The organism is Mesorhizobium sp. CCNWLY176, from assembly GCF_037153935.1.
GTDB lineage: Bacteria > Pseudomonadota > Alphaproteobacteria > Rhizobiales > Rhizobiaceae > Mesorhizobium_M > Mesorhizobium_M zhangyense.
This window is the reverse complement of the sequence record NZ_JBBBDZ010000001.1, coordinates 351,444-376,958: the sequence shown is the minus strand read 5'-3', so window position 1 is coordinate 376,958 and position 25,515 is coordinate 351,444. Positions and strand designations below refer to the sequence as shown.

At 61.2% G+C, this 25,515-nt stretch carries 20 protein-coding genes; 9 read left to right on the top strand and 11 right to left on the bottom strand.

Annotation, left to right across the window (positions count from 1 at the left end):
- Nucleotides 1-5: 5 nt before the first annotated feature.
- Both WBQ96_RS01670 and WBQ96_RS01665 read right to left on the bottom strand, forming a co-directional pair.
- On the bottom strand, nt 6-887 hold the full coding sequence (locus WBQ96_RS01670) for a dihydrodipicolinate synthase family protein (RefSeq protein WP_336547251.1): 882 nt from the start codon (nt 885-887) through the stop codon (nt 6-8).
- A gap of 38 nt (nt 888-925) precedes the next feature.
- A complete protein-coding gene (locus WBQ96_RS01665) occupies nt 926-2,476 on the bottom strand; it encodes an ABC transporter substrate-binding protein (RefSeq protein WP_336546843.1) in 1,551 nt (516 codons plus the stop codon).
- Nucleotides 2,477-2,635: 159 nt separating this feature from the next.
- On the opposite strand from WBQ96_RS01665, the gene WBQ96_RS01660 reads away from it, so the two are divergent.
- On the top strand, nt 2,636-3,574 hold the full coding sequence (locus tag WBQ96_RS01660; protein WP_336546845.1) for a LysR substrate-binding domain-containing protein: 939 nt from the start codon (nt 2,636-2,638) through the stop codon (nt 3,572-3,574).
- A gap of 83 nt (nt 3,575-3,657) precedes the next feature.
- Here the strand turns inward: WBQ96_RS01660 and WBQ96_RS01655 are convergent, their stop codons facing one another.
- The 3 genes from WBQ96_RS01655 to WBQ96_RS01645 form a co-directional block, all read right to left on the bottom strand.
- Nucleotides 3,658-5,109, bottom strand: coding sequence for an NAD-dependent succinate-semialdehyde dehydrogenase (locus tag WBQ96_RS01655; protein ID WP_336546848.1), 1,452 nt, complete (start codon nt 5,107-5,109; stop codon nt 3,658-3,660).
- 163 nt (nt 5,110-5,272) lie between these two features.
- Nucleotides 5,273-6,193, bottom strand: a complete 921-nt coding sequence (locus tag WBQ96_RS01650; RefSeq protein WP_336546850.1) for a PfkB family carbohydrate kinase — start codon at nt 6,191-6,193, stop codon at nt 5,273-5,275.
- Entirely contained in the window at nt 6,186-7,283 is a 1,098-nt protein-coding gene (locus WBQ96_RS01645) for an ABC transporter ATP-binding protein (RefSeq protein WP_336546852.1), read from the bottom strand. Before WBQ96_RS01645 ends, WBQ96_RS01650 begins: the two co-directional genes overlap by 8 nt.
- Nucleotides 7,284-7,360: 77 nt before the next feature.
- Between WBQ96_RS01645 and WBQ96_RS01640 the strand changes: the two genes are divergently transcribed.
- The 8 genes from WBQ96_RS01640 to WBQ96_RS01605 are packed head-to-tail and all read left to right on the top strand — an operon-like array spanning nt 7,361 to nt 17,356.
- Nucleotides 7,361-8,554 carry an ROK family protein gene (locus WBQ96_RS01640; protein ID WP_336546854.1) on the top strand — a complete coding sequence of 398 codons (1,194 nt, stop codon included), beginning with the start codon at nt 7,361-7,363 and terminating at the stop codon, nt 8,552-8,554.
- On the top strand, nt 8,554-9,912 hold the full coding sequence (locus tag WBQ96_RS01635; RefSeq protein ID WP_336546856.1) for a hypothetical protein: 1,359 nt from the start codon (nt 8,554-8,556) through the stop codon (nt 9,910-9,912). The genes WBQ96_RS01640 and WBQ96_RS01635 overlap by 1 nt, the downstream gene beginning before the upstream one ends.
- Entirely contained in the window at nt 9,905-11,959 is a 2,055-nt protein-coding gene (locus tag WBQ96_RS01630) for a TIM-barrel domain-containing protein (protein ID WP_336546858.1), read from the top strand. The genes WBQ96_RS01635 and WBQ96_RS01630 overlap by 8 nt, the downstream gene beginning before the upstream one ends.
- A gap of 22 nt (nt 11,960-11,981) precedes the next feature.
- Nucleotides 11,982-13,217: an ABC transporter substrate-binding protein gene (locus WBQ96_RS01625; protein ID WP_165117252.1), complete on the top strand. Its 1,236-nt coding sequence runs from the start codon at nt 11,982-11,984 to the stop codon at nt 13,215-13,217.
- A gap of 6 nt (nt 13,218-13,223) precedes the next feature.
- Complete coding sequence (locus WBQ96_RS01620; protein ID WP_336546860.1) at nt 13,224-14,168, top strand: carbohydrate ABC transporter permease; 945 nt, start codon at nt 13,224-13,226, stop codon at nt 14,166-14,168.
- Nucleotides 14,169-14,215: 47 nt separating this feature from the next.
- A complete protein-coding gene (locus WBQ96_RS01615) occupies nt 14,216-15,070 on the top strand; it encodes a carbohydrate ABC transporter permease (protein WP_165117256.1) in 855 nt (284 codons plus the stop codon).
- 25 nt (nt 15,071-15,095) lie between these two features.
- On the top strand, nt 15,096-15,929 hold the full coding sequence (locus WBQ96_RS01610) for a creatininase family protein (protein WP_336546862.1): 834 nt from the start codon (nt 15,096-15,098) through the stop codon (nt 15,927-15,929).
- Nucleotides 15,926-17,356: an FAD-binding oxidoreductase gene (locus WBQ96_RS01605; protein WP_336546864.1), complete on the top strand. Its 1,431-nt coding sequence runs from the start codon at nt 15,926-15,928 to the stop codon at nt 17,354-17,356. Before WBQ96_RS01610 ends, WBQ96_RS01605 begins: the two co-directional genes overlap by 4 nt.
- Nucleotides 17,357-17,379: 23 nt before the next feature.
- On the opposite strand, the gene WBQ96_RS01600 is transcribed toward WBQ96_RS01605, so the two are convergent.
- The 6 genes from WBQ96_RS01600 to WBQ96_RS01575 form a co-directional block, all read right to left on the bottom strand.
- The gene (locus WBQ96_RS01600; protein WP_336546866.1) at nt 17,380-18,234 is read right to left on the bottom strand and encodes a sugar phosphate isomerase/epimerase family protein; all 855 of its coding nucleotides are present in this window, start codon (nt 18,232-18,234) and stop codon (nt 17,380-17,382) included.
- A 491-nt stretch (nt 18,235-18,725) separates the two neighbouring features.
- Complete coding sequence (locus WBQ96_RS01595; protein WP_336546868.1) at nt 18,726-20,519, bottom strand: AMP-binding protein; 1,794 nt, start codon at nt 20,517-20,519, stop codon at nt 18,726-18,728.
- A 24-nt stretch (nt 20,520-20,543) separates the two neighbouring features.
- Nucleotides 20,544-22,898 carry an amidase gene (locus WBQ96_RS01590; protein ID WP_336546870.1) on the bottom strand — a complete coding sequence of 785 codons (2,355 nt, stop codon included), beginning with the start codon at nt 22,896-22,898 and terminating at the stop codon, nt 20,544-20,546.
- Nucleotides 22,895-23,608 carry an ABC transporter ATP-binding protein gene (locus WBQ96_RS01585; protein WP_336546872.1) on the bottom strand — a complete coding sequence of 238 codons (714 nt, stop codon included), beginning with the start codon at nt 23,606-23,608 and terminating at the stop codon, nt 22,895-22,897. The genes WBQ96_RS01590 and WBQ96_RS01585 overlap by 4 nt, the downstream gene beginning before the upstream one ends.
- Nucleotides 23,598-24,638: a branched-chain amino acid ABC transporter permease gene (locus WBQ96_RS01580; RefSeq protein WP_336546874.1), complete on the bottom strand. Its 1,041-nt coding sequence runs from the start codon at nt 24,636-24,638 to the stop codon at nt 23,598-23,600. Before WBQ96_RS01580 ends, WBQ96_RS01585 begins: the two co-directional genes overlap by 11 nt.
- Nucleotides 24,638-25,504: an ABC transporter permease subunit gene (locus WBQ96_RS01575; protein ID WP_336546877.1), complete on the bottom strand. Its 867-nt coding sequence runs from the start codon at nt 25,502-25,504 to the stop codon at nt 24,638-24,640. The genes WBQ96_RS01580 and WBQ96_RS01575 overlap by 1 nt, the downstream gene beginning before the upstream one ends.
- Between the last annotated feature and the right edge of the window lie 11 nt (nt 25,505-25,515).

Below are 25,515 nucleotides of genomic sequence, written 5' to 3'. Positions count from 1 at the left end.
GGGCTTTAGAGAGCGCCGACGCTTCGCAGCACCTCGGCCACTTCGGCACGGGCGCTTTCATTCAATGGGGCTTGCGGCGGGAGAGGATCACCCACGTCGAACCCCTGCAATTCCAGGGCAGCCTTGATGCAGGCGGCAATGGAGTATTTGGCGAAAATCTCGTTGACCCGCCACAGCGGGCGCTGCAACTCCATCGCCTTGGTCCAGTCGCCGGCGCGCGCCGCCCCGTAGAGCGCCAGACTCTGCTTCGGCACGATGCAGGCAGGCCCCGCCATCCAGCCGACGCCACCGATCATCATCACGGCTGCCGGGATGTGGGCGGAAGCGGCAAACACCTCCATCCGGCCGCGCGTGCGCTCGATGATCGACAGGAGCCGTCCGGTATTGGTCGAGGCGTCCTTGATATAACCGATGTTGTCGACCATGCTCAGCCGTTCGATCACCGGCAGGCTGAGGTCCGAGCGCTGGAACTGCGGATTGGTGTAGAGCACCACCGGCCTGCCCTTGGCGGCTGAAGCGATCGACCGGAAATAATGCTCGACGCCCTCATCCGAAATCGGGAAATAGGCTTCCAGTATCGCAAGGATGCCATCGACGCCGAGATCGACCATTTTCTCGGTCTGCTCCACGGCATCGCGAACCGTCGTCGAGGCAACGCCTGCCACCACCGGAACCCGGCGGCGATTGGCGGCGACCACCGTCTCCACAACTTCGAGGCGCTGCTCGCGCGACAGATAAGCGAATTCTCCCGTGCTGCCGAGCGGCGTCAGGCCGTGGACGCCGATCCCTACGAGGTGCTCCACGAGGTCGGACAGCACCTTCACCTTGATCTCGCCGGCCTGATCGACAGGCGAGACGAGATAGGGAAATACACCGCTGAAAGACATCATGGAGCCCTCGCGCTTGCCTTGGGAGGACAACCGGTTCAGTTCGCCTGCTTCACATAGTAAGGCAGCGTGTAGCCATCCGAGCGACCCTGGTAGGTGAACTCTTTCTTCGTCGCCCACGTATTGGCCAGGAAGAAAATCGGAATGACGCCATCGTCCTTCATGGCGATGTCCATCGCCGTCTGGAGCAGTTTTTCGCGTTTATCATTGTCCAGCGTCGAGCGGGCTTCGATCAGGGCCTTGTCGAACTCCGGGTTCGAATAACGCCCACGATTGCCCTGCCCCGCCTTCTCGCCATAGGTCTCGAGCAGCGGTCCGAGAACGCCCGAAGCTTCGCCGGTCTCGACAGCCGCGCCACCCATGATCAGGCTGAATTCCAGCGCCGAGGCGCGGGTGAAGTAGACGCTGCCCGGCAAAGTCGCCACTTCGGTCTTGATGCCGATGCGGCTGAACATCTGGCCGATAGCCTGGGCGATCTTGGAGTCGTTCGGGTAGCGGTCGTTGGTTGCGTGGAAGGTCAGCTTGAAGCCCTCCGGGTAACCGGCATCGGCAAGCATCTGCTTGGCCTTCGGTGCATCATAGGGATCGACGCTCAGATCGGGCGAATGGCCAAAGTAGCCCTCAGGCACCAATTGCCCGGCCGGCAGGCCCTGCCCGTCCATGATGCGATCGACAAGCGCCTCGCGGTTGATGGCGAGCGACATCGCCTTGCGGACTTCGACCTTCTGCAGCGGGTTCTTGCCATCGGCGCCGACCGCGAAGGGCGACACGTCGCGGCCTTGGTCCATATGCAGATACATGATGCGGTTGCCGGGAACCGAGATCACGCTCAGCTTGTCGGACTTTTCGAGATTGCGTGTATCGGCTGTCGGGATGCTTTCGATCAGGTCGACATCGCCCGACAGGATGGCTGCGACGCGGGCGCTGCTGTTCTTGAACACGCGGAAGGTAACCTTGTCCCAGGCAGCCTTCTCACCCCAATAGCCGTCAAAGCGTTCGAGCGTGACGTGGTCGTCCGGCGCCCAGGAGACAAATTTGAACGGGCCAGTGCCGATGACGCCCTTTCCGGAATTCAGATCCTGTGTCGGGGTCTTTTCCAGTTCTGCCGGCAGCATGGCGATGCGGCTGAGGTTGTTGGGCAGAAGCGGCGTCGGCGCTTTGGTGGTGATGCGCACGGTCATGGGGTCGACCGCTGTCACATCGACGATATCCTTGACATAGGCTTCGAACGAACTCGGGCTGTTCTGCGAGGCCAGCGCGACGCGCTTGATTGAAGCTATGACATCGTCGGCCGTGAAGTCGCTGCCATCATGAAATTTCACATTCGGCCGCAGCTTGAATTCCCAGGTCGTGTCATCAATGACCTTCCACGACTCGGCGAGCGCCGGCTGCACCTGCTGCTTGTCGTCCTGATTGACCAGACCGTCGAAGATGTTGCGCGCCATCGCGCTGTTCGGACCGTTGACGTAGAATTGCGGGTCCATGGATGTCGTCGAGGCAGCAAGCCCGACCTTGAGCTCTGCGCCATAGGCAACGGGCACAGCAGCCATCGTCGCCGCGACAAAAGTCGCGATAGTGGAAATCTTCATGTTGAACGCTTCTCCCGAATTCCTCCGAGGCAGTCAGCCGGCGCTCATCCAAGCGGCAGGCCTTGCCTATTTTTTGAGCCTAGCGACTCCCCTGATTGAAAGAAAATCGCATCTGATGTTAGTTGCATCACAAAATGTTATGCCCCCGGAGTTTCCGAAATGCGCATCAATCCACGGCAGGTCGAGGCTTTTCGCAATGTGATGCTGGCGGGCGGGATAACGTCGGCCGCAGAGCTCATGAACATCACGCAGCCGGCCGTGAGCCGGCTCATTCGCGATTTCGAATATGCAGTGAAGCTCAAACTTTTCGAGCGCGAGGGCAGCCGTTTCGCGCCGCGCGACGAGGCGGTCAAGCTCTATCGCGAGGTCGAGCGCCTTTATCTCGGCCTTGACCAGATCGGCCGCGCCGCCGACGACATCAAGACCGCCAAGGGCGGCTTCCTGCGCATCGGTTCGGTGCCGGCGCTTTCGCCGCTATGCGCCAATGAAATTCTTCCCGATTTGACCAGCGAGATGCCGGATATCTCGATCGTGTTCGACACCGAAAGCACCAATCACATCACCGATATGATCGCCAGCCACCAATATGATGTCGGCTTCGTCTTCGGTGGTGCCGAACGCAAGGGACCACCTGGCGAACTGATCGCGAAGACGACAGCCGTGGCCGTTCTTTCCCCCGATCACAGGCTGGCGCGAAACGAAGCCATCAGCGTGAAAGACATGGCGGATTGCCGGGCGATCATTCCGGGCCGCAAGACACCGTTGCGCATCAGCTTCGAGCAGATAGCCGGAAGGAACGCAGTCACTTTCAAATCCCCGATCGAGACGTCAATCGCCAATTGCTGCGCTTTAGCCGCGAAGGGCATGGGCGTCGGCATCGTCGACGAGATCAGTGCTTTGAGCTTCGGCGGCGAACTCACCATCCTGCCCTTCAAGCCGGACATAGTTGTTTCGTACCTGGCGATACGCCCGCCGCAGGCACCCAAAAGCCGCGTGGTGGAAATGTTTACGGAGCGTCTGAAGGAAGCCGTTTTGAAGACCCTCGGCGCGACGAACGCCGGCCGTCGAGACTCGAGCCCCGCTGCTGCAAAGCAATGAGTTGACAGCAAAACACCCCGGCATCTTTCTCGATGATGCCGGGGTGCTCAGTTACATTACTGGATATTGGTCGCTGCTAACGATCAAGCCGCGAAATGCGAGACGAATTTCGTCGTCAGATAGGCTTCGATCGCTTCCGAGCCGCCTTCAGTGCCGTAGCCTGAGTCCTTCGTGCCGCCGAAAGGCACTTCCGGCAGGGCGAGCCCGTTATGGTTGATCGTGGTCATGCCGGCTTCGACCTTCATGCCCAGCGCCTGGCTTGTCGCAGCCGATGTGGTGAAGGCGTAGGACGCCAGACCAAAAGGCAGCCGGTTGGCTTCGTCGATCGCTTCATCAAGCGTGGAGAAGCGGTTGACGATCGCGACCGGGCCGAAGGGTTCCTCGTTCATGATCCGCGCGCTCTTCGGAGCGTTGGCGATGACGGTCGGCTCGAAGAAATTGCCCTTGTTGCCGATGCGCCGTCCGCCGGTTTTCACTTCAGCGCCTTGCGCGACCGCGTCTGCAATCAAAGCTTCCAGCGCGGGAATACGGCGCTCATTCGCCAGCGGTCCCATCTGGGTGCCTTCTTCGAGGCCGTTGCCGACACGAATTGCCTTCGCAGCCTGCGTGATGCCTTCCAGGAACCCGTCATAGACGCCGTCCTGCACGAGGAAGCGCGTCGGAGACACGCAGACCTGGCCGGCATTGCGGAACTTCGACGTTGACAAGACCTTTACCGCTGCGCCGAGATCGGCATCTTCGAAGATGATCGCCGGTGCATGGCCGCCGAGTTCCATCGTCGCGCGCTTCATGTGCTGCCCGGCCAGTGCCGCCAGATGCTTGCCGATCGGCGTCGAGCCGGTGAACGAGATTTTGCGGATGACCGGATGGGGAATGAGGTATTCCGAGATTTTGGCTGGAACGCCGTAGACGAGATTGATGACGCCCTTCGGCACGCCTGCATCGGCGAAAGCGCGGATCAGCTCTGCCGGCGATGCAGGGGTTTCTTCCGGCGCCTTGACGATAATGGAGCAGCCGGCAGCGAGCGCACCAGAAAGCTTGCGCACGATCTGGTTGATCGGGAAGTTCCACGGCGTGAAGGCGGCGACAGGGCCGACCGGCAGCTTGATCGCCATCTGCGACACGCCAATGGTGCGCGCCGGAATGATCTGGCCATAGGTGCGGCGAGCTTCTTCCGCGAACCAGTCGATGGTGTCGGCGCCAGCAAGCACTTCGCCTTTGGCTTCGGCCAGCGGCTTTCCCTGCTCGCGCGTCATGATGCGGGCGATCTTGTCGGCCCGCTCGCGCAAAAGATCGGCCGCCTTGCGCATGATCTTGGAACGCTCGAATGCCGAAGTCGCGCTCCAAACTTTGAAACCGCGATCGACTGCAGCAAGGGCCGCGTCCAGATCGGCCTTCGTGGCATGCGCGATCTTCCCGATAACCTCGCCCGTAGCCGGGTCCAGGACGGGGATGGTCTTGCCTTCAACTCCGGATCGCCATTCGCCATCGATGAAAAGCTGCGTGTCGGGGTAACTGACGTCGGTATTGGCCACGGATGAGGTTCCTGTTCAATTTGACATGAGGACAGGATCGCTCACGAGGCGATCCCGTGCGAGTGGACGTAGTGCCGCAACACCCTGTTTGGCAAGCCCGCTGCGATAAAGAAAGGCTTTCCTTTCCAGATCGGCCGGCTGCTAACCCGCGTCGAATGACACTTCAAGGTAGATCGAACGAAGGGTCGAAACGCACGATGTCGGCCCGGGTCGGCAATCCGACCCGCCCTCCGGGCATCGCACATTTGAGTGCGGCAACGGTATTCGAGAAAGCAATAGCCTTCTCGATCGGCCAGCGATGTGACAACGCCAGCGCCAAGGCGCCATGAAACGCGTCTCCCGCTCCGACCGTATCGACCACATGCACCGATGGCGGCCGCGCGTTTGCCAGTTTGCCCTCGCAAAGCCAATAGAGACCACCTGCGCCATCGGTAACGCCTGTCAGCTTGTGCTGTAATCCGGCAACGAGCCTCAACCCGGCTTCGATGTCGTCCGTCCCGGAAAACTGCGCAAGACCTGGCCTCGAGAAGACGACATATTCTGCAATATCGACAAGCGGCGCGATTGCATCGCGACCGTGCCGCGAGATATCCGCGTCGAGCACTGTCGGAATGCCCTGCGACCGTGCTGCCTCGTATGTCTTGAGCGCACCTTTTGGCCACGACAGGTCGCAAAGGACGGCGCCGCCGAGGTTCTCTGGTTCCAGCCATTCGGCATCGTCGGGCAAATCGGGATCGGCATAGGCGACGATCAACCGCTCGCCCGAGCCATCGACCAGAATGACCGATCCCGGCGACCGGTGCCCGGCAAAATGCCTGAGCCAGCGTGTATCGACAGCCTCGCTGTTCAATTCCCGGTGAAGCGCGACGCCGGTAGTGTCTTCGCCCAGACGGCCGGCGAAGATCGCCTTTCCGCCAAGCCGCGCGATGGCGACGCTGGCATTGGCTGCCGGTCCACCGCCGACTTCGCGGCGCGACTTTGCGTAGATCTTCAGCGCCTGCGCCGGTATCTCGGCGACGCTCATGATGATGTCCTGGATCGCCAGGCCAAGACAAAACACTTCGCCCGCCCTGTACTCAGACAAGAGCCGCACCTGTGGTGGGATGAAACAGATGAATGCGATCAACGTCGAGGTGGAACCGACACTCCTTGTCGCCGACATGCACCGCGCCGGGCTTGACCCTCGCCATGATCTCGCGACCGCCGAGCAGGACGACTGCGATCGAATCCGCGCCGTGATCCTCGACGAGAACAATGTCGGATGAGAAGTCGAAAGCGCTTCCAGCGCCGCGCCTCTGTGACACAAGGGAGACGTGCTCCGAGCGCAACCCGACCTCGACGCGATCGACGGATTCCAAAGCCTTCATGCGGGCTGCCGGCAGCTTGACTTCCTGTCCTTTGCCGAAGACCAGCCAGGCCTCATCGCCTTCCCGGCGCAGTTCGGCAGGCAGCAGGCTCATCGGCGGCGAACCGATGAAAGTCCCGACGAAGCTGTTGGTCGGCCTTTCATAGATATCCATCGGCGTGCCGATCTGCTGCACTTCGCCGAGCTTCAGGACCACGATGCGATCGGCCATGGTCATGGCTTCGATCTGGTCGTGCGTGACGTAGATGCTGGTGGTGCGCAGCGCCATCTGCAGCTTGCGGATTTCCATGCGCATGCCGACACGCAGCTTCGCGTCGAGGTTCGACAAGGGTTCGTCGAACAGGAACACTTCCGGCTCCCGGATGAGGGCGCGGCCGAGCGCGACGCGCTGGCGCTGCCCGCCTGAAAGCGCCTTAGGCTTGCGTTCCAGAAGCGCATCCAGTTCGAGCATTTTGGCGACATCCGCAACGCTTTGCGCGATGTCACCAGCGGGCAGGTCGCGCATTTTCAGGGCAAAGCCAAGGTTCTCGGCGACCGTCATATGCGGGTAGAGCGCATAATCCTGAAACACCATCGCCATGTCGCGGTCGCGTGGCGCAACGGCGCTGATGTCGCGTCCGTCGAGCAGGATTTCACCGCCGGAGATTTCCTCCAGGCCGGCGATCATGCGCAACAATGTGCTTTTACCGCAGCCTGACGGCCCGACCAGAACGATGAACTCGCCGTCGGCCACTTCGAGGTCCACGGCTTTCACGGCCTCGACCGTTCCGAACCGCTTCTGGACGGAGCGCAGTGTCAACCCTGCCACTTTCTTCTCACTCCCGTGTTGACATTCGCTGTTTCTAAAGCACAATAATTACACAGTGTAAATATCATGGAAACTCGATGTCTGGACGCTTTGCACCAAGGAGCAGAAGGGAGACCAGAGCGGTCGTCCTCGAAAGCCTTTTGCGCAGCGGAGGAGCCTTCAGGCCGCTGATTGCAAGGGATGCGCAGCTTACGGAAGCAAGCATTTCCCGCATTCTGACGGAATTGCGGGGTGAAGACATCATTGAGGAGATTCGCCGTCCGGCGCCTTATGTCGGCGGTCCGACCGCTCTTGTTACACTAAGCAAGAATATAGCGGTCGCCGGCATTGAACTGTCGAATGACAGGCTTTCCTTCGGTATCGGCGATCTCGCCGGTACCATCGATTATGTCGAACGCATGCCAGCCTCGCCGCAACTGAAACAGTCGGAATTCGAGCGGCTGTTCGGCAATTGCCTTGCCACGATGACGCAATGGACCGGCAAGCGGGGCATTTCCATCCGGCAGGCGGCACTGTCCATTCCGGGTTACAGCAGCGCAAATACCAATCCGATTTTTACCTGGGACATGAAACGCCTGCGCGCCTTTCTGGCCGAGGTTCTGGAAGGCGTCCCGCTGTCGATCACCAACTCGGTCATCGCGCAAGCCGCCTTCCATCGATATTCCAGCACTGCCGCCTACCCGATCGAAGGCGATCACCTGTTCCTGTTCGTCGGCCATGGCGTGGCCGGCGTGGTCGTCAATGAAACGGCTCCTATCGACACTTTCTCGCCGTTCGAACTCGGGCACATGGTCATCGAGCGCAACGGGCATGCGTGCCGGTGCGGCCATAAGGGCTGTCTTGAAGCTTACACCTCCTTGAAAGCCGTCTCGAAGATCATTGGTATCGCCGAGAGCGAGGTGCTGCATCAAGGCGACGGGTTCATCGAAGCGCTTGATCTCGGAGACGACATCCGAACAAGCCTTCGCGAACGTCTCTTCCTGCTGGGTCTTGGTCTCGGCAACGCACTGAATTTGCATCCCGTCTCATCTGTTGTGATCAGTGGCTGGCCGTCGCTGATGCCGGTCGGAGACCGCGATGCAATCCTGGAAGGCCTCGACGAAAGCCTTCTTGGCGGCTTCGATCAGGATCGGCTCAAACTTTCTTTCATCGCACCGTCGATCGGCAACGACCCGCAGGCGGCGCTCTACTACGCAGCCTATTGTTTCGTGCGTGGCGGCGGGCTTGAGGCAAAAGCCGAGCCCCAGGCGGCGCTGGGGGAGAATGCCTGATGACGATCTTGCACCGGACCGGAAGCATCGTGGCCGGCAGCCGAAAAATAGGCGTCCTCTTCGTTGCTTCGGCTCTGTTTTCCGAAACTGCGGCCAAGGCGCTGATCAATCGCACGCAGGAACTTGCTGTCGACAAACGGCTGACGGGCCGGCTTCAGGTTGCGGAAAAACTTGCAAGGGATCGTGAAAGCTGCGCCGAGGCTCTGAAGGCGCTGGATCTCGACCAACTCGACGGTCTCGTCATCCAGCTTTCGACGTTTTGTACGGCCGAGCTTCTGCACGAGGTTCTCGACAAGATCGGAAACCGCCAGCTGCCCTTAGCACTTTGGGCACTGGAAGAATCCAATGAGATCGTGACGAACTCATTGTGCGGGGCGCAGCTCTGGGCATCGACGCTCAACCGCTTCGGCCGCCGTTTCACCCTGCTGCTTGGTAATCCCGGCGATGCCGCGATCGTCGATGAGCTTGCGGCTTTCAGTGCGGCCGCGCGTGCGAGAGCAAGCATTACCGGAGCACGCATTGCCCTGCTCGGTGCGCATGCCTACTGGTTCACAAATCTGGCGGCCGACCCCTGGGGGCTGAAGCAAGCGCTCGACGTAACCATCGAGCAGACGACCCTGGTCCGTTTCCTCCAAGACTGCAAAGCCGACGAGGCCTCAGAAAAGGTCGCGGCCAAACGCTGGTCCGACGCCCATTTCGAAGACGGCAACGCCGAGAACGGGCGGCTCACGCTCGGCCGCACCTATGCCCGCCTGGAGGCGGGTCTTGACCGGGTAAAGGCCGATGCCATCGCCATTCGCGATTGGCCCGAAATTCTCTATGCGGAAAATTTCCGCGGCACCTGGGCCGCACTCGGCGAATTGTCCGACCGTGCTGTGCCAATCGCCCCGGAAGGCGATGTGATGGGCGCGCTGACCGCCCTCGCCATCCGCGCTTTCGATCCCTCGTCGCTGCCGTTCCTGACCGATATTTCCGGCATCGACCGCGCCAACAACAGGCTGGTGCTCTGGCACTATGGCGTCAGCCCGCGCCTTTCGGACGGCCCCCGCTCGCTCGACCCGGTACTGAAACAGGAGAGCTTTCCGCTGCGCGCCGGCGCGATGACCTTGGTGCGCCTTTCCCTGCGAAATGACGGCGAGATCCGGATTTTCGTGGCTGAAGGCGAGATCGAGGCGGAGCGCTCCAAGGCCAACCGCGCCGCCGGCTATTTTCGTCCCGCGACGATGGAAGCGGAAGCATTCATCCGGAATTTCATCGAACAAGGCTACGAGCATCACGTCACCGCCGTTTACGGTCATTGGGGTAATGCAGTGCGCCACCTCGGGCGCCAGCTTGGGCTGAAGGTCGACCATGCTTGACACCGGACGCACGCCGTTTGCCGATCTGCTGCCGCGCGGTGCGGTCCATCGTCCCGTCTCGGTTGGCTGGCGCGCGGATGGGGGCTCTTGGACGACTGTGCCCTTCGGCGAAATGCCCGACGGAAAAGTCGACGTAAGCGCCGGTGACGACGGTCGAAGCATCTGCATCATCGCCTCAAAAGCGGACGCCTCGGCAATCGAGATTGCCTTCGCGGTCCCGAAAATCTTCCAGGCCTTCGGCGGCGGCGAAAGGTTCGAAACACTCGATCTGCGCGGCCAGTCGGTGCGCTACTACCTTGAGAATTTCGGGCTCGGCAACGGAACCTATCTGCCCAGCCCATGGATCGCGACGACACTTGGCTATGCAGTGTTCCTGCCCGAAGAAGCGCCGGCTGTTTTTCATGTCGCCCCTTCCTTCGATCCGAACGTGTTTCGCATCCAGGTCGAGGGCGATCGTCTCGATCTCGAGATTCATCTGGGCGATTTGTCCGAACTCTACACGCAGCTGATTGACCGTATCGGCCCGCCATTGATGCCGGAGGATAGCTTTTTCAGTCTTTGGAAGGCTGGCGACTGGCGGATCGAAAACGCAAAAACGGTTGCCGCTGACGTGGCAGGCCATGCCGGCCTGGGCTTGCCGATGGGCGTCAAGCTGATCGATGCCTATTGGTCGAGCGAGGTTCATTCCTTCGCCTTCGACACGCAGAAATATCCGGACGCCGATGGCATGATTGCCGACCTCGCTAGGGATGGCACCGACATCTATCTTTGGCTGTGCCCCTGGGTGGTGGTCGGTACGCGCTCTTTCGAATATGCCAAGGCACAAGGCTACGTGATCGTCGATGCCGCGGGCGAACTGATCACGCGGCGCCCCGGAGCCAACCCCAACATCATCGCTGCGCTCATCGACTTCTCCAACCCGAAAGCCCGCGCATGGTGGTCGAACAGCCTGCGCGGCCTACTGAAACAAGGCATAAAGGGCTTCAAGGCCGATTTCGGCGAGCAACTGCCCGAACATGCGGTTCTCATGTCGGGAGAAACCGGCGGCAGAGCGCACAACGCCTTCGTTCGCTACTATCTGGAAGCCACCATCGACGCCTTCGACGGCGGCACGCCGGCGATCATCAGCCGCTCGGGTTCGCCTCGCATTCGTGCGCCGATCTGGAGTGGCGACCAGACTTCGGATTTCTGCCCCAAGACCGGCCTGCCGTCGGCGATCCGCGCCGTCCAGAGCGCCAGTCTTTCAGGCTGGTCCTTTATCGGCAGCGACCTTGGCGGCTACTTCGGCACGCCGACCCCACAGGTCTTTGCACGCTGGGCGCAATTCGCCTGCTTCACGCCCCTGATGATGCTTCACGGTCTCGGCTGCCGGGAGCCGTGGGACATGGGCGACAGTTCGGCGCGCACATATAAGCGTTTCGCCGCACTTCATCTCGCACTGCTTCCCGTCTTCCAGCATTATGGCCGCCAGGCAGCCGACGGTGGGCTACCGCTCCTGCGCATGATGCCGCTGGCATTCCCTGAAATCGACTGGCGCGGCATCAATGACTGGGATCAGCAATTCATGCTGGGCGATAACATACTCGTCGCGCCTGTTGCCTTCTATGGCAACACGCGTGCGATCTATCTGCCTGCCGGCGACTGGTACGACGTATTGGCAGGAGAATGGGTCAATGGCCCTGCCTGGCGGGTTCATGACGTTCCGCTTGAGAACATGCCGATCTTCATTCGCTCAGGCGCAAGGCTGCCGCTTGCAACGGACGCCGCGTCACGCGGTGCTTCCATGCTGGTTTTCGTCAATCCCGACAGTGCCGATCGCCTTTCGATCGACCATGTGGAGCCTGGCTGGAATGTAGACCGTGTCGGGATAGTCGGGTCGAGCGGTCGCGGGCGCATCGTGGGGGGAGCAGAGCGGCAGCCGAACAGCCAGGATGCGGCGATCGAAGATTGGTTCGGCCCGGACATCATCTGGGCGACGCCGCTTCACGGCAAACCTATGGAAATCGTCCTGGATAGAACGACGGAGAAGTCGACACGACAGGATTGACGTCAACAGTGGAGGAGACGACATGACCGTACATAAATTTCTCAGAAAGAGCGCAGTATCCGCTGCCATCGCCATTGGCCTCGGCCTTTCGCCGGCCATGGCCGACAACATCGTATTCTGGGTCAATTCACCGCTTGCCTCAGGGCCTGACGCGCCGATCTACGCCGAGATCAAGGCCTTCGAGAAGGAAACCGGGCATACGGTCGAAGTCCAGCCGGTAGCGCATATGGAAATGGAGCGGAACCTCTTCGTTGCTCTGTCGGGCGGTGCAGGACCGGATGTGATGGCGCTCGACATCGCCTGGGTCGCGGGCCTGGCTGATGCAGGCCTGATTGCCGATCTCTCCGAAAAATCCAAACCGTTCGCGGCCGAATATCAGGCCGGACCGCTTGCCAGCGGACGCTTCGACCAGCGCCAATATGCGATGCCGCTCTACACCAACAATGTCGCGCTTTTCGTCAACGACCGGATGCTGAAGGAAGCGGGCATAGACAAGGCGCCAGCCAATTGGGACGAGTTCCACAAGGCCGCCGTTGCCATGACGAACAAGGATAAGGATACCTATGGTCTGACCTTCGGCGGCAGCCGCATGGGCGCGTTCCAGCTCTACAGCTTCATCTGGGAGAATGGCGGCGACATCATCGACGAAACCGGCAAGGTTCGCGTCGGTGAGCCGGGCGCCGTAGACGCGGTGGATTTTCTCGCCAAACTTTACACCGAAAATCACGCCATGCCGGAATCCGTGCTTACCGCAGGGTCCTGGGACGAGGTCAACGCGCCCTTCATCCAGGAGCGTGCCGGCATGCTGATCAGCGGTGACTGGGCGCTGTCGGCGCTTGAGAAGGGTAATCCCAAGCTCGAATTCTCCGTCCATCCTTTGCCAACCGGAAAGCAGGCTGCCACCGTTATCGGCGGCTACAATCTGGCGATCAACGCGAACTCCTCGGTTCAGGATGCAAGCTGGCAGCTGGCACGCTGGCTGACGGGTCCGCGCAGCGTGGAACTCATGCATAAATACAACCGGCTTTCAGCGACTGTTGCGGCAACCACGCCTGAAGCGATCGCTGCGCTGCCGGAAAAGCAGCGGCCATTCATGCAGCAGGCCGACGCAGGAAAGGCACGCCCGGTCGTCGCGGCGTGGAGTCAGATTCACAACGAGATCATCGCGAATGTGTGGGACTCCGTGCTTCGCGGCAAGCCGGCAAAGGACGCCATGGCCGAAGCCGCAACAGCCATCCAGGGCCTGCTGGGACAGTAGCGGCAAATGATGAAGCGCACCTCGCCCCGTCAGGAACTCAAGAAGACCTGGTCGTCCATGTTCGAGACCGGACGGGGTGCGCGCATCTATCCTTATCTTATGGTACTGCCGGCAGTGCTTGTCGTTGTTGGCGTCGTGGTTTACCCGCTGGTCTACGGCATCCTTTCTGCGTTCTACGACGTAACGCTGAGGACGCTCGGCAGCGGCAAGATGAACTTTGTCGGCCTGCGCAATTTCGAGCGCGTCTTCGCCGATCCCGTCTTTCTTCAGGCATCGTGGAACACACTGGTCTGGGTTGTCCTGAATATCGTCGCCCAGCTGGGTCTCGGCCTGGTGCTGGCACTACTGCTGCATCGGGCCATACCCGGCATCGGCTTCTTCCGCTCCGGCATTCTCGTGCCATGGGTCGTGCCGAGTGTCGTTGCGGTGCTGACCTGGCGCTGGATGTATGATCCGAGCGTCGGCATCGCCAACGAATTGCTGCTGCGGCTGGGTATCATCGACGATTACCATCCCTGGCTTGGCGATACGGCGACGTCGCTTTACGCAGTGACGATAGAGAGCATCTGGAAGGGTACGCCGTTCGTCATGCTGCTGCTTCTCGCAGCGCTGCAACTCGTCCCGCGCTCCATCCTTGAAGCCGCATCCATGGACGGCGCCTCCGGCTGGCGCAAGCTGTGGCATGTGATCCTGCCGCAGATACGCGTTTCCTTCGCCATTGCCGCAGTGTTGACCTTTATCCTCACGGTCAACAACTTCAATGCGATCTGGCTGATGACGGAAGGTGGGCCGCTGAACTCGTCCGAGATCCTGTTCACGCTGGCCTATAAATACGGCTTCAAGCGCTTCGATCTCGGCATGGCATCGGCGGTCGCGACCATGCTTTTCGTCGGTCTCGTCATCGCGACGACTATCTATCTCAAACTCATCCAGGCACGTGAGGGCGACTGACCATGCAGATCGCCTCCATTCACGAACGCCCGACGAAAAGAGTCGCAATGCCGCGCATTCGATCTGGCTTGAGCCTGCCCAAGCCACTGGGCAAGTTTCTCACCTATGCCACCTTGTGGGTAGCCTTCGTCTGGTCGGTGTTTCCGTTCTACTGGATGATCGCAACCTCGATACGCGGCAAGGACGAGATATTCCAGCGGCCGCCAAACCTCGTGCCGCATGCCATTACGTTCCAGAACTACATCGATCTTCTGGTCGGTGCGCAGTTCTGGCGCTTCGCCCTGAACAGCCTCATCCTGACGATCAGCGTCACGATCATCAGCGTCCTCATATCGGTGACGGCGGGATATGCCATGGCACGCCACCGCTTCAAGGGCTCGGTGATGCTGCCGTTGTTCATGCTCTATGGGCAGATGTTCCCGCCGGTGCTGCTGCTCATCCCCTTCTACGTCCAGCTTCGTTATCTCGGCTGGCTCGACAGTCTCTACGGCCTCATTCCGGTCTACCTCAGCTACATGCTGCCGCTCTGTGTCTGGTTGATGCGCGGGTTCTTCTCGCAGGTGCCGTTCTCTCTGGAAGACGCTGCCCGCATGGACGGCTGCACCCGCTGGCAGGCATTCTGGAAGGTCATCCTGCCGATGGCGCGCCCAGGCATCGTCGCGGTCGCCACCTGGGTGATGATCCACACCTGGAACGAGTTCCTCTATGCCAGCACCTTCATCCTCAGCGAGAAGAAACGCACCCTGCCCCTCGGGCTCAGCGGGTTGATCGGCCAGTACACCACGGACTGGGGCGTGCTGATGGCCGGCGGCGTCATCACAGCCGCGCCCATACTCATCGTCTTCTTCTTCCTGCAGAGACACCTCGTCTCGGGTGTCGGCGGTGGCGCGGTGAAGGGATGACCGAGGCACGACACGGAGCAAATGCATGAGCGGTCGCAGCGCCCGCTGGGCGGATCTGACACGTCATGACTTCGCGTCGCTCGACAGCGACCGGACGATCGCCGTCCTGCCAATCGGTGCGATCGAGCAGCATGGTCCGCATCTGCCGGTTTCTGTCGATGCGGATCTTGTCGATGCGGTCGTCGAGCGCGCGTTGCCGCTAATTCATTCCAACCTGACGGTTCTGTTCCTGCCGACCATGGTCTACGGCAAGAGCAACGAGCATGCGGCAATCGCCGGAACGCTCACGCTTTCTGCCGAAACGCTGATCCGGGTTCTCATGGAGATCGGCGAAAGCGTCGCATGCGCAGGCGTCCGCCGGCTCGTCTTTCTGAACGGGCACGGCGGCAATAGCCCGGTTCTCGACATCGTTGCCCGCGATCTCAAGGTCAAGTTCGGCCTGCAGACCGCAACCTGCCACTGGTACAATTTCAACGAGGCCGAAACGCTGAGGGACAAGACCGAGCAGGCATACGGCATCCATGCCGGACTGGTCGAAACCAGCGCCATGCTGGCGATCAAGCCCGAGCGCGTCGTCATGGAACGAGCGGCGGATTTCGGCAACGCCGCGCAGGGCTGGCAGGAGAGCTATCGGCATATCGGGCTTTCGGCAGGCCGTGCGAGACCAGCCTGGGAAATCGACGATCTCAACAAGGATGGAGCCTGCGGCAATGCCGCTGCCGCAACGGTCGAGATGGGCGAAAAGCTGCTTTCCACCACCGCCAGAAACTTCGCGGCATTCGTCTCCGAATTCGATCGCTTCTGCCGGGAAATGGATGTGGTCGGGCGGTCAGACGGGCAGGAAAAACGAGAGTCATGATGTCCATTTCAGGCAAATCGACGATCGATTGGCAGGCCTTCCGTCATGCGCTGGGCGCTGTCGACTCCTTCGACACGCCATCCATCGTTAAGAAGCGCTCCCGCGACTTCTTCTGGTACAGCCCGATCCTCAATCGCGAACTTGCCGGAAGTTTCGGCGATCTGGTTGTCGCACCAAAGAATATTTCCGAACTGGAAACCTGCATAGCCACAGCCGTCGAATGGAACGTGCCGACCGTCCTGCGCGGCGGCGGCACCGGCAATTACGGCCAGGCCGTGCCGATGGACGGCGGCCTCATCATAGACATGACTAGCATCAACCGTATCCTCGATATCGCCGAGACGACCGTGCACGTAGAGGCAGGCTGCAAGATCGGCGCGATCAATGAAGCTCTGCACGAGCAAGGCCGGGAACTGCCCATATTCCCTTCGACCGAAGCCATCGCCACGATCGGCGGCTTCATCGCCGGCGGTTCGGGCGGCATCGGATCGATCACCCACGGAATGCTGCGCGATGGCGGAAACATCGATTCGATCGAGGTCCTGTCGATGGAGAACCCGCCTCACCGGCATGTCTTCAAGGGCGACGATATCCGAGCGATCCATCACGCATGGGGGCTGAACGGTGTCATCACCGATCTGGTGTTGCGCACCGTTCCGGCGCGCAACTGGATCAACGTCATCGCTTCCTTCCCGACCTACTGCGAGGCCTTCGAGGCCGGCATCGCAGTGGGCAAGAGCCGGGGTTTCGAACTCAAGCTGCTGACGACGATCGATGCGCGAATAGCAGGCTCCATACGTCGCCTGGACGGGATCGGCGGCAAAGGTCGCGCACTGCTGCTGGCGCTGGTGGACGACGCCGGCCAGGGGGAGCTGGCGAAGCTGGCAGAGGCGCAAGGCGGCACGATTGAACTCGCACTGGACCGGGATGCGATGGAAAAGGCTGGCCTGCCAGGCATGTCCGAGTTTTCCTATAACCACACGACCTTGCAGATTCTGAAAAACGATCGCAACGTGACCTATCTGCAGGTGACATTCAAAGCCCCGCTCGACAGCTCAAAGATCGATACGCTGCAGGCGATATTCGGCGATGAGGTTCTGATGCATCACGAGTTCGCCTTGCTCAACGGTGAGCTCGTCGCCTTCGATCTGCCGGTCGTTCGCTACTCCAGCGACGAGCGTCTTTTCGAGCTGATGCGGATCTACGATGAACACGGTTGCCCGCCATCCAATCCGCATGTGCCCTATGTCGAAGGTGGCTCGATGAAGCCGGACTTCCGCCACTTGGCCTGGAAGAAAAGGCTCGATCCGCACGGACTGCTCAACTCGGCCAAGTCACGTTACTGGAACGATGTGAAACACCTTTCGCCGGAAGAGATCGAGAAGCTGCCAGCCCGTCCGGCAATCGCGAAGGCAAGCGCGCGCTGAACGTCTGGTGGCTGACATCCTGCTCAACCAAGCGTAAGTCCAGCCTTACGCGCCGCTTCGCGCAGGAACGGCAGCCCAACTTCGATGACATCATCGGGATTCTCGGCGACCGAGCCCCACACGTCTGATTTGCCCGCAACATCGGCGTCGACACGGTTCATGCTTTCGAGCGTGATCGGACCTTCATAGCCGACATCCGCCATGGCCTTGAACGCCGCGTCCCAATTCAGCATCCCTCTACCGGGCACACCCCGGTTGGCTTCCGAAACCTGGACATAGCCGAGATATGGGGCAGCGGTCTCCAAGACTGCGGCAAAGCTCTCTTCCTCGATATGCATGTGATAGGTGTCGAGATGGATGAAGATGTTTTCCGCGCCGATCCGCTCGATGATCCGCGCGGCATCGATGCCGCGATTGATCAGATGCGTCTCATAGCGATTGCGTGGCTCGATGCCGATTTTCACCCCATATGCTTTTGCAGTTTTTGCGGCCCGTTCCAGAAAACGACAGATGCTATCGATCTCCTTTTTCGTGCGGGCGCGGTCGGTTGTCTTGCCGATAGTTCCATAAGTTACGCCGCCTAACCCGAAGCTGCCGACTTCCGCACAAACGCGAAATGCCGACTCCAGGTATTCAAGCCCCTCTTCCGGCCGTTCGACAACATCCAGCGAAGCCGGCAGTCCGAGTGAGCAAAACAGCTCCACTCTGTAGTGCGCGGCGAAGGACCGCGTTCGCTTCGTGTCGATTTCCTCCGGTCTCAGCAGCGGGATTTCGAGCAGGCCGATGCCGTGCTCCTTGAGCCGATCCATCTGCGGGTCGATGCGGGCGATATCCCATACCGGTGCAACGGCGAAAGTGTGGAGCCCGAAAGTGCTCATGCGTCAGCCTCTTTGTTCGTGCGTCACGGCTGCACTTGTGTCACCGCCAACGGACGATGACTTGGTTCATATGTTAGCAGTCTTCAGATTGGCCTCCGCTCGGCCGATAGCATAAGGGGCCAAGACCCCAGATGGACCGCCGACAAACGCGATGAAAGCAATGCCGCAGCATCCATACCGCCAAGCAATGCGGTAGGCAAACTCCAAAAATCGGGATGGCGATCCTGATGCCCATCGTCTCATAGGGGTCGACACACCGACCACCCGCCGCAAGCTCAGCGGCGGCCTCAACGGTTTAGAGCCGCGTTCATATCGCCGTTTACGCTCAGCAGGGAATCGGCGCGACGATAGAGCGGAGCGGATCAATGAATAATCTGGTCAAGGAAATACGGGGCACGCTCGGGCTGCGGCGCCGTGAAGAATTGCTCCGGTTCCGCCTGCTCGATGGATGCCATTTGAACGGCTGGTTGGACATGCCGGCGGGCGCAGGCTTAAGCGGTCTTGGCTTGCTGCAGGCCGAGCTCGGCGATCATCGTCTCCCGCATCTTGAACTTCTGCGCCTTGCCGGTGACGGTCATCGGCAGTTCCGCGACGAAGCGCACATAGCGAGGCACCTTGTAGTGGGCGATCTGGCCGCGGCAGAAGGCACGCAGCTCTTCCTCCGTCGCGGTCTGGCCAGAGCGCAACACGACCCAGGCGCAGATTTCCTCGCCGTATTTTTCGTCGGGCACACCGAACACCTGAACCTGCTCGACCTTGGGATGGCGGTACAGATACTCCTCGACTTCGCGGGGATAAACATTCTCGCCGCCGCGGATGAGCATGTCCTTTACCCGACCGACGATGTTGCAAAACCCGTCGGCGTCGATGGTGGCAAGGTCGCCGGTATGCATCCAGCCGGCTGGATCGATCGATTGCTTGGTAAGTTCCTCGTCGTTCCAGTAGCCGCGCATGACCGAATAGCCACGTGTGCAGAGTTCGCCGGGGACGCCGACCGCAACGGTCGAGCCGGTTTCGTCGACCAGCTTGACCTCGACATGGGGATGGACGCGGCCAACGGTCGAGACGCGGCGGTCGAGCGGATCGTCGACATTGCTCTGGAACGACACCGGGCTGGTCTCGGTCATGCCGTAGGCGATCGTCACCTCGCTCATATGCATGTCGGAGACGACACGCTTCATCACTTCGATGGGACAAGGAGAACCGGCCATGATGCCGGTGCGCAAGCTGGACAGGTCGAATTCGAAGAAACGCGGATGCTCCAGCTGAGCGACGAACATCGTCGGCACGCCGTAAAGCGCGGTGCAGCGCTCGCTGCTGACGGCTTCGAGCACGCTGACAGGCTCAAAACCTTCCCCCGGGAAAATCATGGTCGCGCCGTAGCTCACCGCGCCCATCACGCCCATCACCATGCCGAAGCAGTGATAAAGCGGGACGGGAATGGCAAGGCGGTCCTGCTCGGTGAGGCGCATCGTGCCGGTGACGAAGCGGGCGTTGTTGACGATGTTGCGGTGGGTCAGCGTCGCGCCCTTCGGCGCGCCGGTGGTGCCGCTGGTGAACTGGATGTTGATCGGGTCGTTGACAGAGAGACTGGCGGTTATGCCGTCGAGCTTCAGCCGGTCGCGGGCGCCCCCCTTCTCCGACACCTCGTCGAAACCCAGCATGCCGGGCATCGGCTCGGAACCCATGGCAATGACGATGCGCAGGCTGGGCAGCCGCGCGGCATGCAGCTTGCCCGGGGCCGCATCGTCGAGTTCGGGCGCCAGTTGACGCAGCATGCCGACATAGTCGCTCGACTTGAATGTGGGAGCGAGGACCAGGGCGACGCAGCCGACCTTGTTCAGCGCATATTCGAGCTCGGTGACGCGGTAGGCCGGATTGATGTTGACGAGGATCGCGCCGATGCGGGCAGTGGCGAACTGCGTCAGAATCCATTCGGCGCGGTTCGGCGCCCAGATGCCGACGCGGTCGCCGGCCCTGATGCCGAGCGCCAAAAGCCCTGCCGCAAATGCGTCGACGCGCCGGTCCAGTTCCTGATAGGTCCAGCGCAGGCCCTGCTCGCGAAACACGGCTGCCTCTCGCTGGCCATGACGGGCGACCGTCTGCTTGAGAAGCTGCGGAATGGTCAGGTCCCAGAGCGGCGCTTCGGTGTCTCCGCTGACATGGGCTTGCCCGGCGGCAGGCTTGCGTCCGCTTTTTCTGCCTATACCAGCCGCGCCAGCGTCGTCGGCCAGGGCCCGCAGTGCCGAAATCGGCTGCTTAAGGTCGTTGATGGTGCGAGCCATGGTTTCCTCCCCAAAAGGCGATCGCTACATACTACGCCAATCGCCCGACTGTTCGAAAGCGTGGGCGGCACGATAGATGGTGCTTTCCTCGTAGAAGCGGCCAATTAGCATCATACCGACCGGCAAGCCATCGATCATGCCGCAAGGCACGCTCATCGCCGGATGGCCGGAAGCGTCGAAGGCGGACGTGTTGGGGATCATCTCGAAGGCGCGCTGTATCTGCAGCGCCAACGGCGCATCGGAGGGTGGCAGCGGTGGTGCTTTCATCGGCACGGTCGGCATCAGCAGCAGATCGTAGGATTTGAACGCCTCATCATAGGTCGCCCGCAGCAGGCGGCTGAGATTCTGCGCCTTGGCGTAGAAGCGGCCACGGTAATAGCTCTGCATGTATTCGCCGACGAACATCGAGATCTTCAGGGTCTTCGACAATTCGTCGGCGCGGGCTCGCCAGTTGGAATGGGCGTCGAGCAGGCTGGTGACGTAGAGCCCTTCCCAGTTCGTGCCGAAACCGTTGCCATGCATCATCAGATCGGTCAGGCCCTCGAGCGCGATCGGCGTCCAGATGACCTGACCGTCGCAATGCATGGGGATCGACGTTTCCTCGACCTGCGCGCCGAGGCTGCGCAGCCGGTCGGCGGCGACCCGCACCTTGCGGTCTACTTCGGCTTCGCTCGATGGCCAGCCGAAACCCTCGCGGACGATACCGATGCGCAGGCCCGAGACGCCGCGGCCGAGCGCCTGCGTGTATTTGTCGACGCGCGGCGCGTATTGACGGGGGTCGAGCCCGTCGGCCCCGGCGATGACTTCAAGCAACAGCGCATTGTCGGCGACATTGGCTGTGATCGGCCCGGCATGGTCGATGGTGATTTCGATCGGCATGATGCCGGAATAAGGCACGAGCCCGTGCGTCGCCTTCATGCCATAGGCGCCGCAGAAGGCCGCCGGCATGCGGATCGAGCCGCCCTGGTCGCAGCCGATCGCCATTTCGACCTCGCCCGCGCCGACAAGCGCGCCGGAACCGGACGACGAGCCGCCTGAGGTATGACCCATCCTGTGCGGATTGTGGACCGGCCCGGTCGCATTGGTATGGCTGCCCCCGGACAGGCAGAAATACTCGCAATGTGACTTGCCGACGATGGTACCGCCAGCGTCGAGGATGCGGGTTACGATGGTGGCGTCCAGATCGGGCGTATAGCCCTCCAGCGTCGAGGCACCGTTCATCATCGGCACGCCGGCAAGGCAGATATTATCCTTGAGCACGATCTTGCGGCCTTCGAGCGGACCGCTGACGGCGCCGCGCACCTCGCATTTGTAATACCACGCATTCATCGGGTTTTCGGCAGCCGAAGGACGGTAGCCGGGCGTGCGCGGATATTTCACCTTGGGCAGATAGTCGGGAAGCTGGTCGATCCGGTCATAGGCCTGGAACGAGCCTTCCATAAGCTGCATGTAGGCGATGATCTCCTCGTCGGAGAGATGCATGTGAAGTCCGCGAACGACATCCTTCATCTGGTCGAGTGTTGGGCGGCGGACGGTCATGTAGTTCTCCCTGTGAGCGGGCACCGCCATTGGCGCAGCGGCAGTCGATGGCATGTTCGGTTTGATCTGGGCCGGGACGGACTGCACGCCCGACACCGGCGAACCGGATTTTGGTGCAGACGCGCGGCCACGGCCGAAACCCATGAAACTTTCGATTTCAGTGCTGCTGGCGTCGTGGCCGGTTGGATCAGGGATTTCGCCGCGCTCCATCACGACGAGCCGGTCGCAGACGTCGACCAGGAATTCGAGGTTCTGCTCGACGACCAGGATGGTCAGCCCGGTCTGCTTGCGGATGCGGTTTAGCGTTTCGGCCATCTCCTGGATGATCGACGGCTGTATGCCCTCGGTCGGCTCGTCGAGCAGGACGACTGACGGTTCTGCCGCCAGGCATCGCGCGAGCGCCAGAAGCTGCTGTTCCCCGCCGGACAAGGCGCCACCCGGCCGATCTAGAAGCCGTTCGAGGCGCGAGAAATCGGCAACGGCATTGGCGACCGCCTCCTCCGCATCGCTCGACGCGCAATCCCGGTTCCAGGCGAGCCGGATGTTGTCGCGCACCGACAGATGCGGAAAGATGCCTCGGCCTTGCGGGACGTAGCCGATGCCTAGACGGCCGCGCTCGAATGGTGCGAGACGGGTGATGTCGTCGCCGTCGAAACTGACATGGCCGGCAGTAGCAGGCAGATAGCCCATGACGGTCTTCAAAAGCGTCGATTTGCCCATGCCGTTGTGGCCGAGCACGCCGACAGCTTCGCCCTCACTGAGCGTCAGCGAGACGCCGCGCAGGATCTGGATATCGCCATAGCCTCCGGTGAGGTCATCGACCGCCAACAGCGCGCTCATCGGCTTCTCCCGAGATAGACATCGCGCACCAGAGGGTCCTCCAGCACGTCCTCGACCGGGGCCTGCGCGATGACGCGGCCCTGGTGGAAGACGGTGACGGTCTCGGCGATCTGGCGGATGAAATGCATGTCGTGCTCGACGACGATCAGCGTGGCGTGCTCGACAAGGCCGCGCAGGATGCCGACCATGCGCTCGACTTCCTCGCCGGAGAGGCCGGCGGCCGGCTCGTCGAGCAGGATCAGCCAGGGTTTTGCAGCGAGCACGATGGCAAGCTCCACAAGCTGGCGCTGGCCGTGCGACAATTGCCCGACCATCTCGCGCCGAAGATCGGCGATGCCGACGGCCTCCAGTGCCTGGAGCGTCCCGGCGTTTGCATCGCCGCTCCTGCGCCGCGCCGCTAGCCAGACATTCTCATGCACGGAAAGCCCGTTCATGACGCTCGGCACCTGCGTCTTGATGCCGACGCCGAGACGTGCGAGCCGATGCGGCCCCAGTCCGGAAACGGGCTCACCACGCAGATAGACCTGGCCATCGCTTGGCTGCAGCATGCCGGTGAGGCATTTGAAGAAGGTGCTTTTCCCAGCTCCGTTCGGTCCGATCAGGCAACGCAGTTCGCGCTCGCGCAAGGCAAAGTCGACGCGGTCAACGGCAGTGACGCCGCCGAAGCGGACCGTCAGCCCGTTGGTTTCAAGCACGACCTCACCCGGCATTGGACACTGCACGCTTGCGCCGTCTTTGGCGGCGGGATTTCTTCGACGATGGCCGGCGCAAGCCAGCCTTCATTAAGCGCGCGACCGTCGGGACAAGTCCCTCCTGAAGGAACAGCACGACGACGATGAGCAGGATCCCCATGATGAAGGAATTGTCGACCGCCGACTGATGCCCGAGCACGAATTTGAGATAGCCCAGCAATGCCGCGCCGATCATCGGGCCGATCAGCGTTCCGAGGCCACCGACGATGACCCAGATGATGATCTCGGCGGACTGGCCGAGGCTGAACAGGCCGGGCGTGACGATTTCAGCCCAATTGGCGAATAGGCAGCCGGCAAGGCCGGCGAGACCGCCGCTGAGCGCAAAGGCTGCGGATTTGTAGAAGCGCACGTCATAGCCGAGAAGCTCGGTACGTTCCTCGTTTTCGCGCAACGACACAATGATCCGGCCGAAGGGCGAGAGCAGCGTCAGGCGAAGGCCGAGATAGACCAGCGCAAGCAGGGCAATCGTGAAATAGAACAGGCCGACGCCATAGATGTAGGTATCCGGGTCGCCGGGCACGGTCAGCGTGGGAAAGCCGGGTATGCCGTTGAAACCGCCAAGCCGGGCCTCGCCGATGCGATAGGTTGGCCCGGCGGTCGAATTGAAGAATTTGAACAGGATCAGCGTCACCACCAGCGTGACGACAGCGAGATAGACATCGCTCAGCCGGCCATAAAACATCAACGCACCGAGCAGTCCGGCGAACACTGCCGGCACCAGGATGGCGAGCGCGAAAGCAGCCCAGGCGCCATTAAAATTGATTGCCGCCAATGCATAAGTGTAGGCGCCGAGGCCATAGAATGCCGCCTGACCGAAGCACAATATGCCGCCGAACCCCCAGATGAAACCGAGGCTGAGCGCCAGCATCGCATAGATGGTGAGCAAGGTGGCGGTGTGGACGTCGACGATGAATGGCAGGACAAGCGCACAGACCAGCGTGCCGACCAGGACCCGCCCTGCCTCCATCATGAGGATGCGGGAATTCATCAGGTCCAGCCCTTGAAAAAACGGCCGGTGATGCCGACCGGCATGAGCCGAAGCAGCACCACCGCGGCGACGAGTAGGGCTATCTCGCCGCCTACCGAACTCGTGACAAGGGTGAATATCTGAGAGATCGAACCGAACAGCCCCGCGCTGGCGATCGTTCCGGTGACGACCGAGGCGCCGCCAGAAATGACGGTGATGAAGGCCTTGGCGATGTAGTTCGCGCCGCTGCCGGGGCTCAGCCCGACGAGCGGAGCAAGGAGCGCGCCAGCAAGTCCGCTAAGCGCCGCACCGGCAGCGAATGTCGTCATATAGACATGCGAGATGTTCAGCCCGAAGGCCTGTGCCATGTCGGGCCGCTGCATGGCCCCGCGCGCTATCAGCCCGGCGCGCGTGGCTTTCAGCACGATGTATATGACGAGCATGACAAGTGCCGCCGCGGCAATGAGGAACAGGCTATAGCCGCTGATCTGGTAATTGCCGACCGTCAGCCCACTGAGCGGGTTCGGGATGCCGGTCATGGTATTGCCGAAGATCATCGAGAACGCCCCGGTCATTGCCAGGCTGAGGCCCCAGGTCGCCAGCATGGTGTTGATGAGCCGGCCATAGAGCCAGCGCACCACCAGCCGCTCGACGATCAGACCCCAGAGCCCGACCACCACAGGGGCCAGAACCAGCATGCAGAAATAAAGGTTCAGTCCGCTGCGATGGCCGAGAATGGCGACATAGCCGCCAAGCGTCAGGAACTCGCCATGCGCCAGGTTGATGACGCGCATCATGCCGAAAATGACGGCGAGGCCGGAGCTGATGAGCACCAGCACTGCGATCGAATGCAGTATCTCGACGGTGACGACGACGGCGAAATCCATGTGATGCGCTG